Here is an 18,170-nt window from a genome sequence, read left to right on the forward strand (position 1 = left end):
CGCCTTCGGCGGCCAACTCTTCATCGCGCGCTGGCGCGCGCTGCGGCAGAGGGCCTTCGCTGCGCTGCGTTCACCTGCGTCGTATTTACTCCTTGCTCCTTTGCCGCAAGGCAAAGGAGTTCGTTCACATCCGCTCCGCGGCGCTTACCGCGCTTATTGTGCCGGGCAGAAACGTTGCATGGAGGAGTTCGTGCAGTAGCGTAGTGCTGGGCTGCAACGTTGGGTCTGGGATTTCATGCTGCGGCGTAGTGCCGGGCAGCAGCGTGGCGTGGGGAGGCGTGCTGCGGCGTAGTGTAGGGCTGCAACGTTGGGTCTGGGATTTCATGCTGCGGCGTAGTGCCGGGGAGCAGCGTGGCGTGGGGAGGCGTGCTGCGGCGTAGTGTAGGGCTGCAACGTTGGGTCTGGGATTTCATGCTGCGGCGTAGTGCCGGGCAGAAATGTTGCGGGGGAGTTCGGGGAGCGCTTATTGTGCCGGGCGGAAACGTCGCGAGGGGGAGTTCAGACGCCTGACGTTGCGCGTCTGCCGACCCACACCCTTTGTTCCGTCCAGCAATCCTCGTTCCGGGCCGGAAGCGTTCGAGAGCAAATCTCCGCAATTTTCCTTTTGTCGACGACAAAAGGAAAATTGCGAAATTCGCCCCCGGGTGCTACCCGGTCTGGGAGGAGGTTTGGAGGAGGGGCGAAGCGCCCTCCTCCAAATTCCCTTTTCCCCTGAGCCGGAGAGCATTGAGGACGACGGTGACGGAGCTGGCGGCCATGGCGGCGGCGCCGATGACGGGGGAGAGTTTCCAGCCGAGCAGGGGATAGAAAACGCCTGCTGCGAGGGGGATGCTTACGGTGTTGTAGAAAAACGCCCAGAAGAGGTTCTGGCGGATGACGCGCATGGTTGCCCGGCTGAGTTTGATGGTGGCTGTGACTTCGGCAAGATCGTTCTGCATGAGTACGACGTCGGCCGACTCCATGGCTACGTCGGTGCCGGAGCCGATGGCGATGCCGAGGTCGGCCTGGACGAGGGCGGGAGCGTCGTTGATGCCGTCGCCGACCATGGCGACGAGGTGCTTCCCGTTGTCCTGTATTTCCTTTACGGCGTTTGCCTTGTCTTCCGGCAGAAGTTCGGCACGGAAACCGGAGAGTTGCAGTTCTCCGGCGATTTTCCGGGCGGAGTCGGAGTTGTCTCCGGTCAGCATGAAGGTTTTGATTCCGAGCTTGTTGAGTCTGGCGATCACATCGGCGGCGCCGGGCTTGAGGGCGTCGCCGACGGCGATGACTCCGGCGGGCTGGCCGTCGCGGGCCGCGCAGACGAGGGAGCTTCCGGGAGGGAGTGCGAGGGAAGCGAATGATTCCGGGTCGATCTCTTCGGCTTCCAGCATCCTGGCGTTGCCGAAGAGCCAGCGTTTCCCGTCGATTGTGGCCGAGACGCCGAAGCCGGGGCGCGAATCGAATTGCGTTGCCGCAGGCAGCGGAAGTTGTTTCGTCTCCGCTTCCCGGACGATGGCTGTCGCGAGCGGGTGGGTGGAGTTTTTTTCCGCAGCGGCGGCCGCCGCGAGCAGCTCGTCCGGCGTGATTCCGGGGAGGCATTTCACTTCGGATACTTCCGGTTTGCCGATGGTCAGAGTGCCGGTTTTGTCGAAAACGACCGTGTCGACTTTTCCGGCGGTTTCGAGTGCCGCGCCGCTTTTGATGAGGATTCCGGAGTTCGCGCCGCGCCCGATTCCGACGATGATTGCGATCGGCGTCGCAAGTCCGAGTGCGCACGGACAGGCAATGACCATCACTGCCAGTGCGAATTCGAGTGCCGCAGCGAATCCCGCCCCCGCCAGAAGCCAGACCGCCAGCGTGAGCGCCGCCGCCGCAAGCACGCCCCAGACGAAAAATCCCGCGACCTTGTCCGCCACTCTGGCGATCGGTGGGCGCGATCCCTGAGCCTCTTCCACGAGCTTGATGATGCGCGCGAGCGTGGTTTCTTCTCCGATCCGTGTCGCGCGCATGACGATCGAACCGTTGCGGTTGATCGAGCCGCCGGTGAGCGGATCCCCCGGAGACTTGTCGACAGGCAGCGGTTCTCCGGTCAGCATCGACTCGTCCACGCAGGTTTCTCCTTCCTGATTCACGCCGTCGACCGGAATCCGTTCGCCGGGCTTCACGCGGAGTCGATCTCCGGTCCGGATGAGCGCCGTCGGAATCTCCCGTTCACTGCCGTCGGGTTCAAGGCGGATCGCGGTTTCGGGAGCGAGCTGCATGAGTTCGCGGATCGCGCCCGAGGCTTTTCGTTTCGACCGTCCTTCGAGGTATTTGCCGAGCATGATGAGGGCGACGATCATCCCAGCCGTGTCAAAGTAGAGATGCGCGAATTCTCCGCGCGCGCAAAGCCAGAGCGAATACGCGACCGCCGCTCCGGTCCCCGAGGCGATCAGGGAATCCATGTTCGGACTGCCGCGAAAGAGCGCCCGGAATCCTCCCGTGTAAAATCTCCTTCCCGCAATGAGCACCGGCAGCAGCAGGATCATCTGGATCAGCGCGTTCCATCCCGAGTCCGCCGGGAGGAGCGGCCGGAAAAACATGCCGTGCATCGCAACAAGGCAGAGCAGAGCCGCAAAAGAGACCGCGACGCCGAATCGGATTGCGTCACGGTGTGCCTCCGCCGCCTCCTTCTCCTCCGGCCGTTCCGCGGCCGCGGGAGAGGCCGTGCTCCCGGAGATCAGCGTCGGTTCGAATCCGGCTTTTTTGACGGTATCGGCGATGGTTTCCGGAGTGAGCGAGTCATCCGCGGTGAGGGTCATGCGGTTCGTCGCGATGTTGACGTAGACCTCCGACGCGCCGGGAAGCGCCCGGACCGCCCGCTCGACAGCGGCGGCGCAGGCGGCGCAGTGCATCCCGCCGACCGCGAATTCCAGTTTCGCTGCCGGAACCGCCGAACCGGGGGTGGAGATCAGCGTCGGTTCGAATCCGGCTTTTTTGACGGTATCGGCGATGGTTTCCGGAGCGAGCGAGTCATCCGCGGTGAGGGTCATGCGGTTCGTCGCGATGTTGACGTAGACCTCCGACGCGCCGGGGAGCGCCCTGACCGCCCGCTCGACAGCGGCGGCGCAGGCGGCACAGTGCATCCCGCCGACATGAAAATTCAGTCTGCTCATTTTTTTTCATTTCCGAATTTTCGTGCCGGGCACTTCTTCCCGCAGCTGCCGCAGTTGCACTCCCCCTTCCGGAACTTCCGGACCAGAAACCAGATCGCCGCCACCGCGATCAATATCACCAGAACCTTGTCCCAGTGATGAATGAATGCACTGTACCATTCCATCTGAACGACTCTCCTCTCCCGCACCGATGCAGAACAGATCCATCCGGCGCTTCATTAGTTGTTTCTAATTATTATAATGCTTCCTGTCGGAAAATCAAGTTTTTTTTACCGGAAACCCCGATCCGGGGCATTTCTCCGGGAAAGTGGAATCCGGTTTGGCCCACTGTAATTCTATCTATTTACATTGGCATTAATATTAGCATGTTAGCCATTTTTGCTGTATTTTATATGTTTTTTCCTGTTTTCAGCGGATATCTCTTGACACGGATGGGAATCTAAGTCATAATTAGAGTTGTGAACCGGAACAGGAGGTGGAAACGTTGGATCGAATGTTGCAGTTACCGTCGGAAAAGGGGGATGTTCCGCTTTATATGCAGATTGCCGATACGCTGCGCCGGTTGATTGACGACCGGACGCTGAAACCTGGTGAAAAGATTCCGCCCACCCGTGAATTGCGCGACCGGTTCGATGTAAGCACGATCACGGTCGAAGCGGGGCTCAAGGTCCTGGTGGATGAAAAATACCTGGTGCGCCATCCCCGCCGCGGCACTTTCATCAATCCGGCTCTGGCATGGCAGGGGGCGCGGCAGGTTTCTGAGAAATTGGTGATCCGGATCGTGTTCGGGGGCATCGATCTCAACGACCGTTACTGGTTCATCGTGCTGAACGCTCTGGAGGGGTCCCCGAAACTGGCCAAGGCCGATAAGCTCTTCTGCCGCCTTCGTCCGGGAGTTCCGGACGGGGAGCAGATCGACCGCCTGGCCGAAGGGTGTTCGGGACTGGTGCTCTGCGGCTACACGCCCCGCGCACTGATCGAAGGGTTGAGCGAACGACGCAAGCCGTTCGTCATGATCGGAGGTCTTGACAGCGATGCTCCGGCGCAGGTTGAGATCGATGCGGTGGTTCATGATGACATTCACCGTGCATTTTTGTCGACACGCCACCTGCTCGATCTTGAGCACCGGCGCATCTGCTGTGTTGCGGGTCCGGCCGGGAGCCGCCTCGCCGGTGACATCGAGACCGGTTACCGGGCCGCTTTGAAAGAGTACAATCTGCCGCGGAGTGCAGCCATGATCGTGCCGGTTGCCGCGCACACCATCAAAGCCGGTTTTGAGGCGGGACTCAAGCTGCTGACGGCTTCGCCGCGTCCGTCCGCGGTATTCGCCTGTGACGACCGGCTGGCGGTCGGAGTGGCAAAGGCGGCGCTGCATCTCGGATTCCGGATTCCGGAAGATCTGTCGCTGGTCGGCTGCGGCAATCAGGACATTGCCAGAATCCTCTCGCCGGAATTGACGACGACGCCGAGTTATCCGGAGCGGTCGGCTGAAATTGCGGTCGACAAGCTGTTCGGACAGCTCAACGATCCGCAGCATCGCCGTTCCCGCACCGTGCTGCAGATCACGGAGCTGGTCATCGGCGGAACCACACGGATCTGGCGTCCTTCGCCGGAGCTCTCCGAACGATTGATTCACAGCAACAGAATTTGACGGCCATGGAACGGGGAAAGGGAAGATGATGAGAAGTTTGCAACCGATGTTTTGTGCGGCACTCGCCGCTCTGGCCGCCGGAACGCTTTCGGCCGCTCCGCTCACGGTGGAGTTCCGCGCCGGAGAACCGCTGAAACTCGAGAATCTGCGCCGGGAATCGCACCAGGGCGTTCAATTCGGGGACTCCGATCGACTGGTGATTTCCGGCAACGGGGAGAAGGCCGGTTCCGTCACTCTCGACAGCCGCGCGTTCGGCCGGGAGTCGTTCGGGGATTTTGAGTGCCGGGCGTTGACGCACGGATCGCTGAATGCGTCTCCCGCTTCCAGGCTGATCTTTTCCGGATCGGAAAACGGGGTCGACTTCTCGCCGCTCGCCGTGACCGCGGGCGGGCGCAAAGGGTTGACCGGAGGATACTCGATGAGTACTCTGCATCACACATCCTATTCTCCGGTGCGCTATCTGCGGATTGAATTCCGTGATTTGCCGCCGGGGGATTACTGGAAGTTGCAGCTTGCGTCGCTGCTGTTTCCCGAACCGCCGCCGGAGTGCTATGAACGGGAGCTTGTGCTGAAGTTTACGAATGAGGCGCCGCTGAAACTCGAGAATCTGCGCCAGGAGAGTTATCAGGGGCAGCAGTTCGGACTGGAGTCTCCGCGTCTGGTTCTGCAGAACGCCGACACCGGAGCGGTGACGGCTGATCTGGCGAACTATCCCGGCGCCCGGGCGTTCCGCGAACTTACGCTGAAAGTTGTCGCCCAGAGTGCGCTCAAGGGAAACGCGAAGGAGCATCTGGTTGTTCAGGCTTCGAATGACGGCCGCACATGGGTTCCACTGGAGCTCGCTCCGGCCGGAAAGGCCAGAGGATTGACCGGGGGGTATCGGCTCGAAACATTCACCGCGAAATGCGACCGCCCGTACCGCTTCGTTTCGGCACGGATCACGGGAGTTCCGGGGAAACTCTACTGGCATCTGCAACTCGCGGAGCTGACGCTCAAAGTCAATGGCAAAGCGGCTTCGCCCGCCGGGGAACCCGTTCCGCAGGGCAAGCGGTTCGATGCGCCTTCTCCGGCGGCGGGGGCGCGGATCGCGCTTCGGCTTCACACGCTTGGATTGGAGAAGGCGAAACTGTTTTTTTTCGCTGACGGCGTGAAACTTTCTCCCCGCCAGCGCGACGGCGCGGCCGACGGCGGCGGCTGGCGCGAACGTACGGTCGAGGTGTGGAGCGACAAGCCGTTCCGGACTCTCCAGGTGGCCGCCTCCACCGAACCGGAGTGGGCGGTTCAGCTCGGAGAAGTGAAGTTCATCAACGACCGTGCCGCGTATGAGCGGGAGATGCTCGGGCCGGTTCCTTCCTACCGGATCGGAAAGGAGTCCCCCGTTTGCTCCGTGGACCGTATCTACGCCAGTTATCTGCAATCACCCGACGCGGTGAAACTCGAAATTTTCGACAGTGTGAAATGGGGGGCGGCAAAACTGGATCCCTCCGGATTCCGGGCGCCGAACTGGAACGGGCTCTCGATTCTGCGCGAACCCGGACGCGAGGTGCTTGCGACGCTCTACCGGTTCCGACTCGCGGCTGACATCGATCCGGAAAAAGAGGATCTTGTTTTCACCATTCCCCAGAGTGCGTTTACGACCACGATTTATCTGGATGGAAAGAAGATTGCAAATTATCATGAAGGATTTCTGCCGGTTTCAACCCTGCTGACCGACGCCATGCAGCCGGGCAGGGAGCATGAAGTCGTCATCAAAGTGGAGGGATATCGGTCGGCTTATGATTCGAAGGGGAGGGTTCTGTTTCCGATCGGGGCGATGGCGCCGTGGACGAGCGGAATCACGCAGCCTCCGGTTTTCGAAAAACGTGCGAAGCTCCGGGCGGAAAATCTGTTTGTCCGGAGCACCCCCGACGCTGTCGCCGTCTCCGCTGAAATCCACAACGGAACCGCTTCCATGAAGAGCGGAAAGGCCGCGTTCATCGTGACCGACGCGGAGGGGCGGGAACTTCTGCGCAGCGAAATCCCGTTCCGGGTTTCCGCCGGAACGAGCGCCCCGGTGGAAGCGGTTCTGCCCGCCGACGGCAGGTTGAAAAAGTGGGACATCGGCAAGCCGAATCTCTATTTTGCCCATGTCGAGTTCGATGCCGGGAGCGGCCGCCAGGTTTCGGCGCCGGTTCGCTTCGGGTTCCGCACGGTCGAATTGCGGGGGGACAGCCTCTTTCTGAACGGCCGCAAGATTCGGCTTCGCGGGCCCTGGGCGCACATCGGGGAGTGGACGTTCCGCCGTTCTTACGAGGGGCGCTCCCTGAACGACCGCGAACTCTTTGAAACATTGCTGGCAAACGGGTTGAATGCGGGGCGCCTCCACTGCCAGCCCTTCAACCGGGCGTTCTACGATGCGGCCGATGAGGCGGGGTTTCTGATTATCGCGGAGGCGGCGCTGGCGCATCGCCCGGCGAACCAGGCAAGTCTCGAACACATCGACCGGTTTGTCCGGACGCTGCGGAACCACCCTTCGATCGTGATCTGGTCGGGATCGAACGAGTTCGAACACTGGATCACTCCGCGTCCCCGCAAGACGATGGATTTTCTGCTTGAGGTGCAGAACCGGATCAAGGCGCTCGATCCGAGCCGCCCGGTTCAGCACAGCGGCTTCGGCGACGCCTGGGGGAAACTTGATATTTACAACATCCACTATCCTGCTGACAACAAAGGATTTCCACGTACACTCTACTGGACGCGGAACCCGTCGATCCTGCCGAACAAGCTCTACCGCGAGAATTTCACAAGTTACAATCCCGTCGGCAAAAAGCCGCTCGCATACGGCGAGGAGCGGATTCCCGGCGACGGAGTGGATCTGTCGATGCTCTTCGGCGAGACCGCCCTGCGGGCGCGGCTTGCAAACACGCCGGAGGGCAAGCGCGAAAACCTGCGCATGCTCGCTCGCGACTGGGCGCTGCGCACCCGCGCCGAGCGCGAACAGAATGTGCTGCTCTTCTGCCCGAATGTCTTCTATGTCGGCCTTGATTCGGTGTTTGTGAAGGAGCTGTCGCGCGATTTCCGCGATGTCGGAGCATATCCGAAATTCCGCAACCCCGTGCTTCAGGCCGGGAGGAAGGAACAGATTCCGGTTGTGCTGTTCGAGGATTCCGGACGGCCGTTCCGCGGAAACGTCCGGCTGGAGCTGGTTTCGGAGTCCGGCGCCCCGGTCGCCGATGTCCGGCTTGACTTCAGCAGTCCGGGCGGCACCCTCGCGGAGAGTTCCGCCGTTCTGGATATTCCGGAAAACGCCTCCGGAAAAGCGAAGCTCGTCACCACGACGTGCAATTCCGAGGGCGCGGAAGTGTTCCGTGATGAGACGGAGTTCCTGATCGCGCCGCCGGCCGATCTGCCGCAGTTGGAAGGGACGCTGCATGTCTGGGGCGAGCTCGGCGAACTTGCGTCTTTTGCGAAACGCTGCGGTCTCCGTCTTGCGGCGGTCTCTTCGCCGGAGCAGCTTAAATCCGCGCGGCGTCCGGCACTCTGGGTCTCCCCGTCGGTTTCCGATGTCGAACTTCAGAAATATGCGAAAACCCTGGCCGATCTCGTTGCTGCGGGAGGCCGGGTCATTCTGGCGGAACGGGTGCGCGGCACGATGTGTCTGCCGTCCGACGCGATCTGGAACGGGGATTCCGAGGCGATCTCCTGCATCGGTTTCGTGCGCGGCGCTCATCCGGTTACAGAGGGGATCGACGATCTCGAACTGCGGTACTGGGAACGCGATTTTGCGTTGACTGACGGAGTCACCGGCAAGCCGGAGAACGGCAATTTCCGCATCCTGGTCGATGGAGGGGCAAACTGTGCCGAAACGTATCTCTGGGAACTTCCTTTCGGAAAGGGCTTCTATCTGGTCAATCACCTGAAGCTGACGGCCAATGCCGTTTTATTGCCGCAGGCGGAAAAACTGCTGCATCGGCTGATCTCGTACGCGCTCTCCGCGCCGGAAACCCGTCTCGAACCGGGGGCCGTGCTTGGTGCTGACGAGGACTTCTCCGCCGGCATCCTGCTCGACGCAGGCTGGAAAAGTGCCGCCGAACTGCCGGAAGCGGAGACGCTGGCCATCACCGGCGAGGCGTTGCGAAAACTCGGGACGGACGCGGTCGCAAAAGCCGCCTCACGCGCCCGGAACATTCTGGTATTCAATGCGCCGGAGGCCGTGGTCGGCAAACTCTCTTCCGCTCTGGCCGGAGCGGCGCCTGGAACGGAACAGGTCAAACTTCAGAGCGGCGACCGATTTTATTTTTCGGCGGACGACGAACTGTTCAACGGCATTACCTCCGCAGATCTGAATTGGGCGGCCCGGGCGGAGTTGCCGTACCGGTTTGTCGATGCCGGGCCGTTTCGCAGTTCGATCGCTCACGGGGCGGACGCGGTGTGCCGCAAGCCGGACGGCGGAGTCGTGCTCTTTCTGAATCTGCCTCTCGACCGGGACGTGCCTTCGGCGGGAACGCGGGCGCGTTTCCTCTCGCAGCTCGCGACGAATCTCAACGTTCAGCTTGAGGCGAAGAAAGTGAAGAATCACGATCCGGATGCCGTTCGCAACACACCGGTCGATCTCGGGCCGATCGTGAATGCGTCGCGTGCGGTCTATTTCGGCGGGCCGTTTCCGTCGGGCAACGTTGAGCTCTGCGGGGTGCCGTTCCGTCTGCCGGTCGCAAGCCGGGAGCAGTCGGCGGATTTCTTCCGGTTCAACGCCCGCAGAAACTTCAAAGGAACGCTCGAATTCGATACCCCGATCGACCGCTTCACCACTGAGACGCCGGAACGGGTCAAACTGCCGCTCGCGCGGGTACAGGCCGAGAGCATCTTCTTCCTGCACGGCGCGAATCGCAACTGGAAACTTGAACGCTTCCGGTCGGGATCGCAGGTCGGAGAGTATCGGATCCTGTTCGAGGACGGTTCCTCCACCCGGATTCCGCTGACTTTCGGCGTGAACATCGGCTGCGTGCGCGGCAGCCTCGACCCCGTGCCGCGTGCAAAACTCGCGGGCGTCTGGCAGATGCCGCCGAACGGAGACGGGGAAAGTGCCGCGGCTTTCGTCTATGAGTGGGAGAACCCGACGCCGGAGAAGAAGATCGTCGGAATCGAACTCGTGAACGGATGTAATGTTCCGCACGACCTCTTCCTCTTTGCCGTGACGCTCCGGGAACCCGTCGCGCAGTATCAGTGAACGAACAATTCAAGCCGTGCAAATGCACCATAAAACACAATATGGGAGAAGAAAGCAGCAGGAGAAAAAATCAGAGAAGATGCAGCATCCGTGACATCCATTTAAACCAGAAGGAAGTTGACATGAGAAGAAGACAATTCACCTTGATAGAGCTCCTCGTTGTAATTGCGATCATCGCCATTCTCGCCTCCATGCTGCTGCCCGCATTGAACAAGGCGAGGGAGGCGGCCAAACGCTCCAGCTGTCAGAACAATTTGAGCCAGATCGGGAAATATATTTCGATGTACGCGATGAGCTATTCCGATTACATCGTACCGATGCGCACCCCGGGAAAGGACGGCAACCAGGACTGGTGGAACAGCAAGCTGAGCCTTCCCGGCGGCTGGCAGAGCAAACAGCTGTATTGTCCGTCGAATCCGGAACGGGGAGACGCGAGATTCCGCAGCTACGCCAAGAACGGCGAAACCGGAAGCGAAGGAAAGATCACGGCCGTGCGCAATCCCTCCGGCAAGTGCATTCTGACCGATTCTCCGCCGCAGCCCGATGCCTGGGCGCTCTACTTTCACTGGAGCTGGGGAGGCAAGAATGGATATGACAGACGACACAACAACGGGGTCAACATTCTCTGTGTCGACGGGCATGTCGAATATCTGAACTACGCGGAATGTTCCGCCAGTCTGACCTGGCCCTGGTCGCTCTGGAAATACCTTGAACCGTGATGTGCGGGCAGCAAAACGGTGGCGAACCTTTCCACCGGGCAGGGGGAAGGCGGTTCGCCGCCGTCTGATTTTGATGAAAGTTGCGGAACGGAGTTATTTCCCGCTCATGATCTCCTCGTATTCGCGGAGGATCGACTGTTTTTGTTCGGCGGTCAGAGCGGCGAGCGGCAGGCGCGGGTCGCCCGCGTCGATCCCCTGCGTCGCCATCAGCACCTTGCCGCAGGCGACACCGCCGTAGCGGACCAGCAAATCGACGCCGCGGCAGACTTTGCTCATCCCGGCCTCGACCGCCTCCCAGTCTCCGCGGTCAAAGGCGCGTTCGATCTCGAAATAGAGATCGGACTGGTAGTTGTAGGTGCTGCCGATGAATCCTCGTGCGCCGAGCGCCCGCGCTCCGGCATAGAATTCATCCGTTCCGTAGACGATGTCATATTTTCCGCCGAGAACCCGGCGGCACTGCTGGTACTCGTAGAGATTCATGCTGTTGAACTTGATCCCGGCGAGTGTCGGGATGACCCCGTCGGCTTTTTCAAGAAACTCCGGCATCGAGAGGTTGATTCCCGAAAGCGACGAGTGATAGTAATAGAACCGGCAGTGCGGCGAGAAAGACGCCGCTTTCTGACAGTAGCGCACGAGCAGATCCACATTCGCCGGTTTGAAGTAGTTCGCAGGAACCACGCTCACGGCGAAAACTCCGAGTTCGTCGGCTCTGCGTCCGAGCGTCTCGACATCCTTGAGCGAAAGCGCTCCGGTGTGGACGATGAGTTTGAGTTTCCCCTGCGACGCCTTGTGCCAGAGCTCCATGACTTTCAGTCGTTCCTCGACCGAGCAGGAGATGCCTTCTCCCGTGCTGCCGCTGATGTAGGCGCCGGTCAGCCCTTTGCGGATCAGCAGCTCCGCCTGCTGCGGAATGACATCCCAGGCGATTTCTCCGTTCTTGTCGAACGGGGTGTGCGGGGCTGCAATGAGCCCGGTCAGATGTTCCATGCTGTTCATATAACCAGATCCTTGTGATTGTTGTGGATTTCATGGGGCAGGGCAGGTTGCCGTTCCGTCCGCGGCGTCGCGGAGCTCCCGCTCTCGAACCGTCCTCCCGGAGAGAGCGGGCCGGATTTCAGCATCCAGGTTTGAGCGGAGGGGTTCAGTACGCAGTCGGCCTTTTCCGCGTCGGGCATTCCGGCGGCGGAGAGCAGCCAGACGATTTTGTATCCCCGGTGTTCCACGGAGAGCGAAGCGAGTTGATCGCCGTCGTAACGTACGTTCCAGTGGCCGCAGCGGAAACGTTCACAGTGTCTGTTGTAGAATGCGAGCCACTCCCGCACGATCTCCCGGCGATCCGGAGAGAGCGCCGCAAGATCCATCGAAACCATCGGCACGCCCGCCACCGCACAGATCATGTGCCGCGCAATGTTCGAGGCCGATTCGCGAGGATGCCAGCAGGCCGGATCCGCATGAATCGCGACTCCGTCCCCGAGCATGATCCGCAGCTGGGCGATCCGATGCAGATTCTCCAGATAATCGAACGGCGTGTCGTTCGCGCGGAACTGCGTGGCGAATTCGAGCGTCGCCGGTGTCGAATAGAACTGCCGGAATTCAATCAGCGCACGCGGATTGACCATGCGAACCGCGGCGGAAAGCCGGCGGAACGCATTCCAGGCGTCCCGCCCGTGCGGACGATCCGGATCGACCGGAACGTGCGCGAGAAAGTCGACCTTGAGTCCGTCGAGCCGATACGTATGAAACAGTTCCCCGAGTTCGCCCAGAACCCGCTCGAACTCTTCCGTGCAGGCGGGATCGAAAACCCGGTAACTGCCCGGTTCTCCCGCGACTCCGGGCGCGGATTCCGGCGTGATGTGTTTTTCTCCGATGAAAAACGGAGCCGTCCAGAGCAGATAATTCAAACCGAGTTTCCGGGCGCGGCGGACGTGTCCGGCAAAGTCGGGCAGCTTCTGTTCCGCAACCTTCCACGGGCCGATCTCATCGTACCAGGTCGTGACGGATTCCGGCGTGACCCGCCGCGAGGTGTTGTAACTCCAGCCGTCATCGACGATAAAGGTTCCGAATCCGAGTTCCGCAGCCTCTCCGGCGGCTTCGTCGAGAAACGCCGTGTCCAGTGCCGCATGCCGTACATACCACGTGCAGTAGACCGGAGCCCATGCCCCGTCCGGCACTTCCGGCGCATGGATGCCGAGCCGTTCCCGACAGTTCTGAAGCAGTTGCGGCCACGGTGCGTTGCTGCAGTCGGTGATGAGTTCAAACGGTTCGGTTTCCGGGGTGATCGCGATTTCGACCGTGACGTCGTAACGGCACTCCTGCTGATTCATCGCAAGCCGGATCACCGTGTCGTCGATCAGGTTGGTCGAGTAGAAACTCAGCCGGTTGCGGTGCGCGGCGTTGAACAGCGCCAGATAGGGAAAATTGCGATTCCCCGCGCTTTCGAGCCGGATCTTCCAGTCCAGCTGCATCCGCGGCCGGAAGAGATCCGGTTTCCAGTAGCCGTGCAGATCGATGATCGGCACGGAAAAGCGGATCTCAAGTTTCCCTTCCGCCTGTTTCAGGCAACCGTCCGAAACCGGCACATTGGTGCCGTGCACGGTGTCGAGCAGCCGGTTGCGGCGATTGTAAATCAGAAATTCCATCTCAGTTATCCATCGTTGCGAGTGGTCGTGTTCAGAGTTTTAAGGGTCAGACCGTCGAGATTGCGGCGGTTGGGCCAGGCGATCGAAAGCAGGGGCGGCAGAACAAGTGTGATCACCAGTCCCGGCAGACCGAGCCACTGGAATCCCCACCGTTCCCCTTCCGGCATCGCATAGTACATCAGGTAGGGGAAGGCCAGATTCACCACGCCTCCCGCCGCCAGGGCGACCAGAATCGCCCGCGCCGAGATCCGCGTCGAAAGCACTCCGTACAGAAATGCCACGAACAGGATCGGCCAGAGATTCGACCAGACGCCGATCACCTCCATCAATGTCGTGCGCACCCCCTGGCCGAAGACGATCATGAGTCCCGAGACGCCGATCGCGAGAATTCCGCCCGCGACCGTGAGAATGCGGCAGTAGCGCATCTCCGCCGGTGTTCCCGCCAGCAGCGGGCGCAGCGGCGAGACCACATCCTTGAAGAACACCGTCACAAGGCTGTTGATCGCACCTGCGACTGTGCTCATGAGTGCCGAAAGCAGCGCCGTGACGATCAGCCCCGGCAGCGGAGCGGGCAGTTCATGGTTGATGAAATATCCGAGCACCTGGTCGCCCCGGATCCCCACCGGCAGCTGCACCGTTCCGCTGTTGTAGCGGTAAAACAGAAAGACGCCGATGAGGTAGAGCATTCCGACCACGGGGATGCTGATGAGGTAGTTCGCGTAGCTCGAACGAACCGCCTGCTGATAGCTTTTGCTCGTCAGCAGCCGTTGAATTACGAGCTGGTCGCAGCTCATCGTCATCAGCGGCCCGAGCACAAGCCCGTAGAGCAGAAGCCAGAAGTTCCAGCGGTCGTGAATGTTGAGCCGGTAGAACGCGGGATCGGCGAAGAGTTCGAAGGTCTTGTCGTGCGCATGAGCAAAACTCAGCACCGTCGCCGGATCGAATCCGGTCACCTGAAGCAGCCGGAACAAAATTGCGACGATTCCGCCGAAGATCACCACCGACTGAATCACGTCCGCGAGGATCACCGCCCGCACGCCGCCCACAAGCGTGTAGAACACCGTGAAGATTCCGACCGCGATGATCGTCAGCCACGGCGGCCACCCGACCAGCGACTCGAAGATCACCGCGGCCGCGTAGAACACCCCGCCCGTGTAGAAGAGGCGGATCAGGATGAAGATCGTCGCCGCGATCATCCGGCACGGACGGCTGTAACGCCGTTCAAGATATTCGTAGGCCGTGAAAGTCGGCGCCGAGAAGAAGAAGCGCAGAAAGAGGTAGATCCCCAGCGGCAGAAACAGAATCTGCCCCGCGCCGAGCACCATCATCGCCATGCCGTAGTTGTACGCTTCGCCCGGAATCGAGACGAAACTGATTGTGCTGAAGAGCGTTGCGAATACCGCCAGCGCCACGACGATCCAGTTCATCGACCGTTTCGCCATCAGATATTCGTCCGTGTCCTGCGTCCGGCCGAAGCGGCTGCGCAGCGACAGAAACACCACGATCACCAGATAGAGCGCAACTACGCCCCAGTCGATCCATCCAAGTTGGCTTTCCATCACTTCGCGCTCCCCTCTTTCCCGTTTTGATCCAGATAGACGGTCAGCGATTCGAGTTCAGCTGCGCCGGTCGTTGCGGAGGCGCCGTCGCCGAACCATGCCGCGGCTTTTCCCGCCGGATCGGCGGAGAGGGTTCCGGCGGCGGCGATTTCGCCGTCAACGAGAACCACGGCCAGTCCGTTTGTCCGGTCGAGCGCAAGCGCGAAGTCGTGGGCCTTTCCCGCAGAGAGCGGGAATTCCCCCCAGCCGTCGATCGTGAAACTCGATTCGAAGAGCTTGATCACCAGCGGGATCGGCCCACCTTTGATCCCCGGAGGAATCAACGCGAAGTTGAATGCGCTCTTTCCCGGTTCCGAACGGACGACCCGCGCCCGGAATTTCGCGCCGCAGATGTCGCCCGCCGTGGCGGGAACCGGAGCGCGGAAGATCTGGAACTTGTTCTGCGGATTGTCGTTGTCGAGCAGCAGGATTTTTTCGCCGCCGCGCTCTTCGAGCCGGGCGAAGTCGCTGCCGTAGGTCGTTTTCCACGGGGCGCGGGGCATCCCCTCCGCGGCGCGGAAGCCGAAGGCTGCGGGCAGGGCGGAGAGTTTTTCCGCAAGCTGCCTGACCGGGGTCTGGTCGGGGAACTCGACCTTCAGCGCGGCGTCGATGGTGCCGGGACCCTCGGCGGCGAGTCCGCCCTGCTTGAGCTGCTTCACGGCCTCCGCGGAGAGCGGCAGCTCCGCCGTGCGGCCGATCGCGGCCGGGGCGATGTTGTCGAGCACGAGCCGGTTGTTCCGGTAGACGCGGAAGGCGCCTTCATTGAGCTCAAGGAGATATTCGTCCTGCTGCGCCGCGGCGACCGCGAGCGTCTGCCGCTTCGGATCGGTCAGCGAGAATACGCCGTCGGGCGTGATCCGGATCGCTCCGAACCGGCGGCCGTCTCCGATGGCGAGCAGATGATCGCCGTTCCGGGCGTCGAGTTTTACGCGTCCGATCATGCGCGGAGCGAGTCCGGCAGCCGGTTTGAATGGCAGCAACACGGCGTTTTCAGCTCTGTTTTCGCGATCCCAGCCGGAGACGGCGGGAGCCTTCTCCGCAGATTCGGGGAACCTTACGTCGATCACGAACTCCTGAAGTTCCGCCGCGCCGGAGGGTTCGGTGATCGAGATGTTGCGCCACAGCGCCGTTCCCGTGCCCGGTCCGGAGAGCGAGCCGAAGAGAAGGCTGCTGTCGTTCATCTTGTCGAGATAGTAGCTGTAACCGGAGAGATCCCCCTCCGGAGTGTTGACGCGCACGCGCGCCGGAGCTTTCAGCAGTTCCCGGCCGTCGACGGACAGCGTGACCTTGTCGGCGGTCATGCGCAGCTCATAGCGGTGGAACCGCCCGGTGGTGTCGAATGGAGCGGAGACCTTTCCGTTCAGCAGCGCGACTTTCCCCGGCATGAGTGAAACGATTTCGACGTGACGGTTGTCGGCAAGACGCAGCACCGCGCTGCGGTCATCGGTCGCGGAGAGCAGTTTCGCCTCGAATTTCGCGGTGACCGTGTCGTTCCCGCCGTAGACTGGATAGAGCAGATTTGCGATGTCGCCTTCTCCGGAGCCGCTGTCGGTCAGCCGGTAGGCGTTCTCCACGATCTCTTCGCTCTCGGCGAAGTTGTGCGCCGTCCAGAGCCGCCGCCAGGGAGCCTGGCGCGCCCCTTTGAGCAGATAACTTCCGTCGGCGATCAGCCGCTGTTTCGGGCGGGCGGCGTTCTTCACTTTCGCGGAGAAGGCCACTTCGTTGGCGCCTTTGCGCAGAGCGCCTTCCGGAATCGAAAAGAGCAGGCACTTTCGTCCGCGGGCGGTCTGCGTGAGTTTGCGCCCGTTGACGGTGACGGTCAGTTCGGTCGATTCCGGAATGTCGCCGTAAAGCACTGCCGAGACTTCGGGCGAGTGTCCCTCCCGGCGCAGTGCTTCGAGATCATCCCCGAAGGTGAGCGGGAAGCGGCGCGGTCTGCCGGGCTGAAGCCGGACCGGGTCAAGGCTTGAGAGCCGCGGCAGCCGGTTGAACCGTTCGCCGTTGAGCAGATATTTGTTCGGCGTGTCGACGACGATGTCGGTGAGAAAGTAACGCTTGTCAAGATATTTCACATCCGCCTCACTGCCGAGCATGAGGTTTTTCACCCGCTCCGGCGTGAAGACGTTGAAGTAGTAGAGCCCGTCGACTCCGGCGGTGAGCGCAGCCGCCTGCCGCGCATGCCACGCCTCGGGGATGTCGCGGATCAGCAGCCCCGGCGGTTCGTCGAAACGCGGCATGTCGAGCGAAGCGAGCAGCTGAATCCCGTATTTGCGGCAGAGTTCGACCGAACTCTCCCACGGATTGAGCCGCATATTTCCGCCGGCGACCATGATGTCGAAGAGTTTCAGCTCCATCCACCGCTCGAGATCGAGCCCGATGCCGCGGCAGTAACCGACCGAATCCGGTACGCGCAGAGCGATGAGGATCGGTTTCCCCCGTTTTCTGCCGGCCTTCTCGGCCGCGGCGCGGATGTCGCGGAAAAGTCCGGTGAAGAGGTCGCGCTGTTCCTGCGTCGCCTCTTTTCCCCAGCCGACGCTCTTGAAGATGTGCGGCCAGCGGAAAAAGTCGAACTCCAGCCCGTCCACCTCATACTTGTCGCACACCTCCTCGACCAGCCGGAGCAGTTTTTCGCGGACGATCGGCGATTCGTAATCGACCGCGCTCCACGCCCCGAAAGGGGGGCGCTTCTGCTGGCTGCCGAAGAGAAGTTCAGGGTGTTCCCGCTTGAACTCCGGGAAGAGCCAGACCCAGCGGTTCTTTTCGCCGGGAGCCCACCAGGAGTCGTGGATGTCGTTCATGCGGAACGAGGCGAAGATCTCTTTCCCGTTCGCGTGGCAGTAGTCGACCGCGAGCCGGAAGGGGTCGGTCCCCTGGCGCACGAGTTCCGGGTTCGCAGCGAAGGCGGCGGGCGTCTGCGTATTGCGCTGAAGCATTCTGCCGACCTTCGAGTCGAACGTCGTGGTGGTAAAGGAGATCTGCACGACGTAGAACATTCCGTCGACCCGGGACCCCTCCATCGTGCGGAGGCGGCGGCTGAGGAAGTTCTCCGGCGTCACGGGCAGATTTTTCGGATACCAGGTGGCGTCGTCGCCGTCATTGTTGTAGATGACGCGGCGCGGACGCTCCAGCGCGGCCTTTCGCGCCGCTTCCCACTCGCCGGTTTCGGCGGCGGTCAGAATCGAGCCTGCCAGCAGCAGGCAGTAGAGCGGAAATCTCATCTTAT

9 protein-coding genes are annotated in these 18,170 nt (G+C 61.4%); 3 read left to right on the forward strand and 6 right to left on the reverse strand.

Annotated features, from left to right (window positions below):
- Window positions 1–647: 647 nt before the first annotated feature.
- Window positions 648–3,134 (reverse strand): heavy metal translocating P-type ATPase, encoded by a 2,487-nt coding sequence (locus Q0K10_RS06160; protein ID WP_294504634.1) that lies wholly within the window; start codon window positions 3,132–3,134, stop codon window positions 648–650.
- Window positions 3,131–3,298: a FeoB-associated Cys-rich membrane protein gene (locus tag Q0K10_RS06165; protein ID WP_294504636.1), complete on the reverse strand. Its 168-nt coding sequence runs from the start codon at window positions 3,296–3,298 to the stop codon at window positions 3,131–3,133. The genes Q0K10_RS06160 and Q0K10_RS06165 overlap by 4 nt, the downstream gene beginning before the upstream one ends.
- Before the next feature lie 329 nt (window positions 3,299–3,627).
- On the opposite strand from Q0K10_RS06165, the gene Q0K10_RS06170 reads away from it, so the two are divergent.
- The 3 genes from Q0K10_RS06170 (at window position 3,628) to Q0K10_RS06180 (ending at window position 10,710) form a co-directional block, all read left to right on the forward strand.
- Window positions 3,628–4,785: a GntR family transcriptional regulator gene (locus tag Q0K10_RS06170; RefSeq protein WP_294504638.1), complete on the forward strand. Its 1,158-nt coding sequence runs from the start codon at window positions 3,628–3,630 to the stop codon at window positions 4,783–4,785.
- Window positions 4,786–4,810: 25 nt separating this feature from the next.
- On the forward strand, window positions 4,811–9,991 hold the full coding sequence (locus Q0K10_RS06175; RefSeq protein WP_294504641.1) for a glycoside hydrolase family 2 TIM barrel-domain containing protein: 5,181 nt from the start codon (window positions 4,811–4,813) through the stop codon (window positions 9,989–9,991).
- A 122-nt stretch (window positions 9,992–10,113) separates the two neighbouring features.
- Window positions 10,114–10,710, forward strand: coding sequence for a prepilin-type N-terminal cleavage/methylation domain-containing protein (locus Q0K10_RS06180; RefSeq protein WP_294504643.1), 597 nt, complete (start codon window positions 10,114–10,116; stop codon window positions 10,708–10,710).
- Window positions 10,711–10,803: 93 nt separating this feature from the next.
- Here Q0K10_RS06180 and Q0K10_RS06185 read toward each other — a convergent pair whose 3' ends face one another.
- Genes Q0K10_RS06185 through Q0K10_RS06200 form a run of 4 tightly spaced genes read right to left on the reverse strand, consistent with a single transcriptional unit; the run spans window position 10,804 to window position 18,165 of the window.
- Complete coding sequence (locus tag Q0K10_RS06185; RefSeq protein ID WP_366942969.1) at window positions 10,804–11,697, reverse strand: dihydrodipicolinate synthase family protein; 894 nt, start codon at window positions 11,695–11,697, stop codon at window positions 10,804–10,806.
- 5 nt (window positions 11,698–11,702) lie between these two features.
- Complete coding sequence (locus tag Q0K10_RS06190; RefSeq protein WP_294504647.1) at window positions 11,703–13,349, reverse strand: alpha-galactosidase; 1,647 nt, start codon at window positions 13,347–13,349, stop codon at window positions 11,703–11,705.
- Between the two features lie 5 nt (window positions 13,350–13,354).
- Complete coding sequence (locus tag Q0K10_RS06195; protein WP_294504649.1) at window positions 13,355–14,908, reverse strand: sodium/solute symporter; 1,554 nt, start codon at window positions 14,906–14,908, stop codon at window positions 13,355–13,357.
- The gene (locus Q0K10_RS06200; RefSeq protein ID WP_294504652.1) at window positions 14,908–18,165 is read right to left on the reverse strand and encodes a hypothetical protein; all 3,258 of its coding nucleotides are present in this window, start codon (window positions 18,163–18,165) and stop codon (window positions 14,908–14,910) included. Before Q0K10_RS06200 ends, Q0K10_RS06195 begins: the two co-directional genes overlap by 1 nt.
- Between the last annotated feature and the right edge of the window lie 5 nt (window positions 18,166–18,170).

Origin of the sequence: uncultured Victivallis sp. (assembly GCF_944391105.1) — a bacterium.
Classification (GTDB): domain Bacteria; phylum Verrucomicrobiota; class Lentisphaeria; order Victivallales; family Victivallaceae; genus Victivallis.

What these genes read in the sequence shown, in the direction of transcription:
- Q0K10_RS06160 (WP_294504634.1), bottom strand. Translation starts at nt 3,134, where the DNA reads ATGAGCAGACTGAATTTTCATGTCGGCGGGATGCACTGTGCCGCCTGC.
- Q0K10_RS06165 (WP_294504636.1), bottom strand. Translation starts at nt 3,298, where the DNA reads ATGGAATGGTACAGTGCATTCATTCATCACTGGGACAAGGTTCTGGTG.
- Q0K10_RS06170 (WP_294504638.1), top strand. Translation starts at nt 3,628, where the DNA reads ATGTTGCAGTTACCGTCGGAAAAGGGGGATGTTCCGCTTTATATGCAG.
- Q0K10_RS06175 (WP_294504641.1), top strand. Translation starts at nt 4,811, where the DNA reads ATGATGAGAAGTTTGCAACCGATGTTTTGTGCGGCACTCGCCGCTCTG.
- Q0K10_RS06180 (WP_294504643.1), top strand. Translation starts at nt 10,114, where the DNA reads ATGAGAAGAAGACAATTCACCTTGATAGAGCTCCTCGTTGTAATTGCG.
- Q0K10_RS06185 (WP_366942969.1), bottom strand. Translation starts at nt 11,697, where the DNA reads ATGGAACATCTGACCGGGCTCATTGCAGCCCCGCACACCCCGTTCGAC.
- Q0K10_RS06190 (WP_294504647.1), bottom strand. Translation starts at nt 13,349, where the DNA reads ATGGAATTTCTGATTTACAATCGCCGCAACCGGCTGCTCGACACCGTG.
- Q0K10_RS06195 (WP_294504649.1), bottom strand. Translation starts at nt 14,908, where the DNA reads ATGGAAAGCCAACTTGGATGGATCGACTGGGGCGTAGTTGCGCTCTAT.
- Q0K10_RS06200 (WP_294504652.1), bottom strand. Translation starts at nt 18,165, where the DNA reads ATGAGATTTCCGCTCTACTGCCTGCTGCTGGCAGGCTCGATTCTGACC.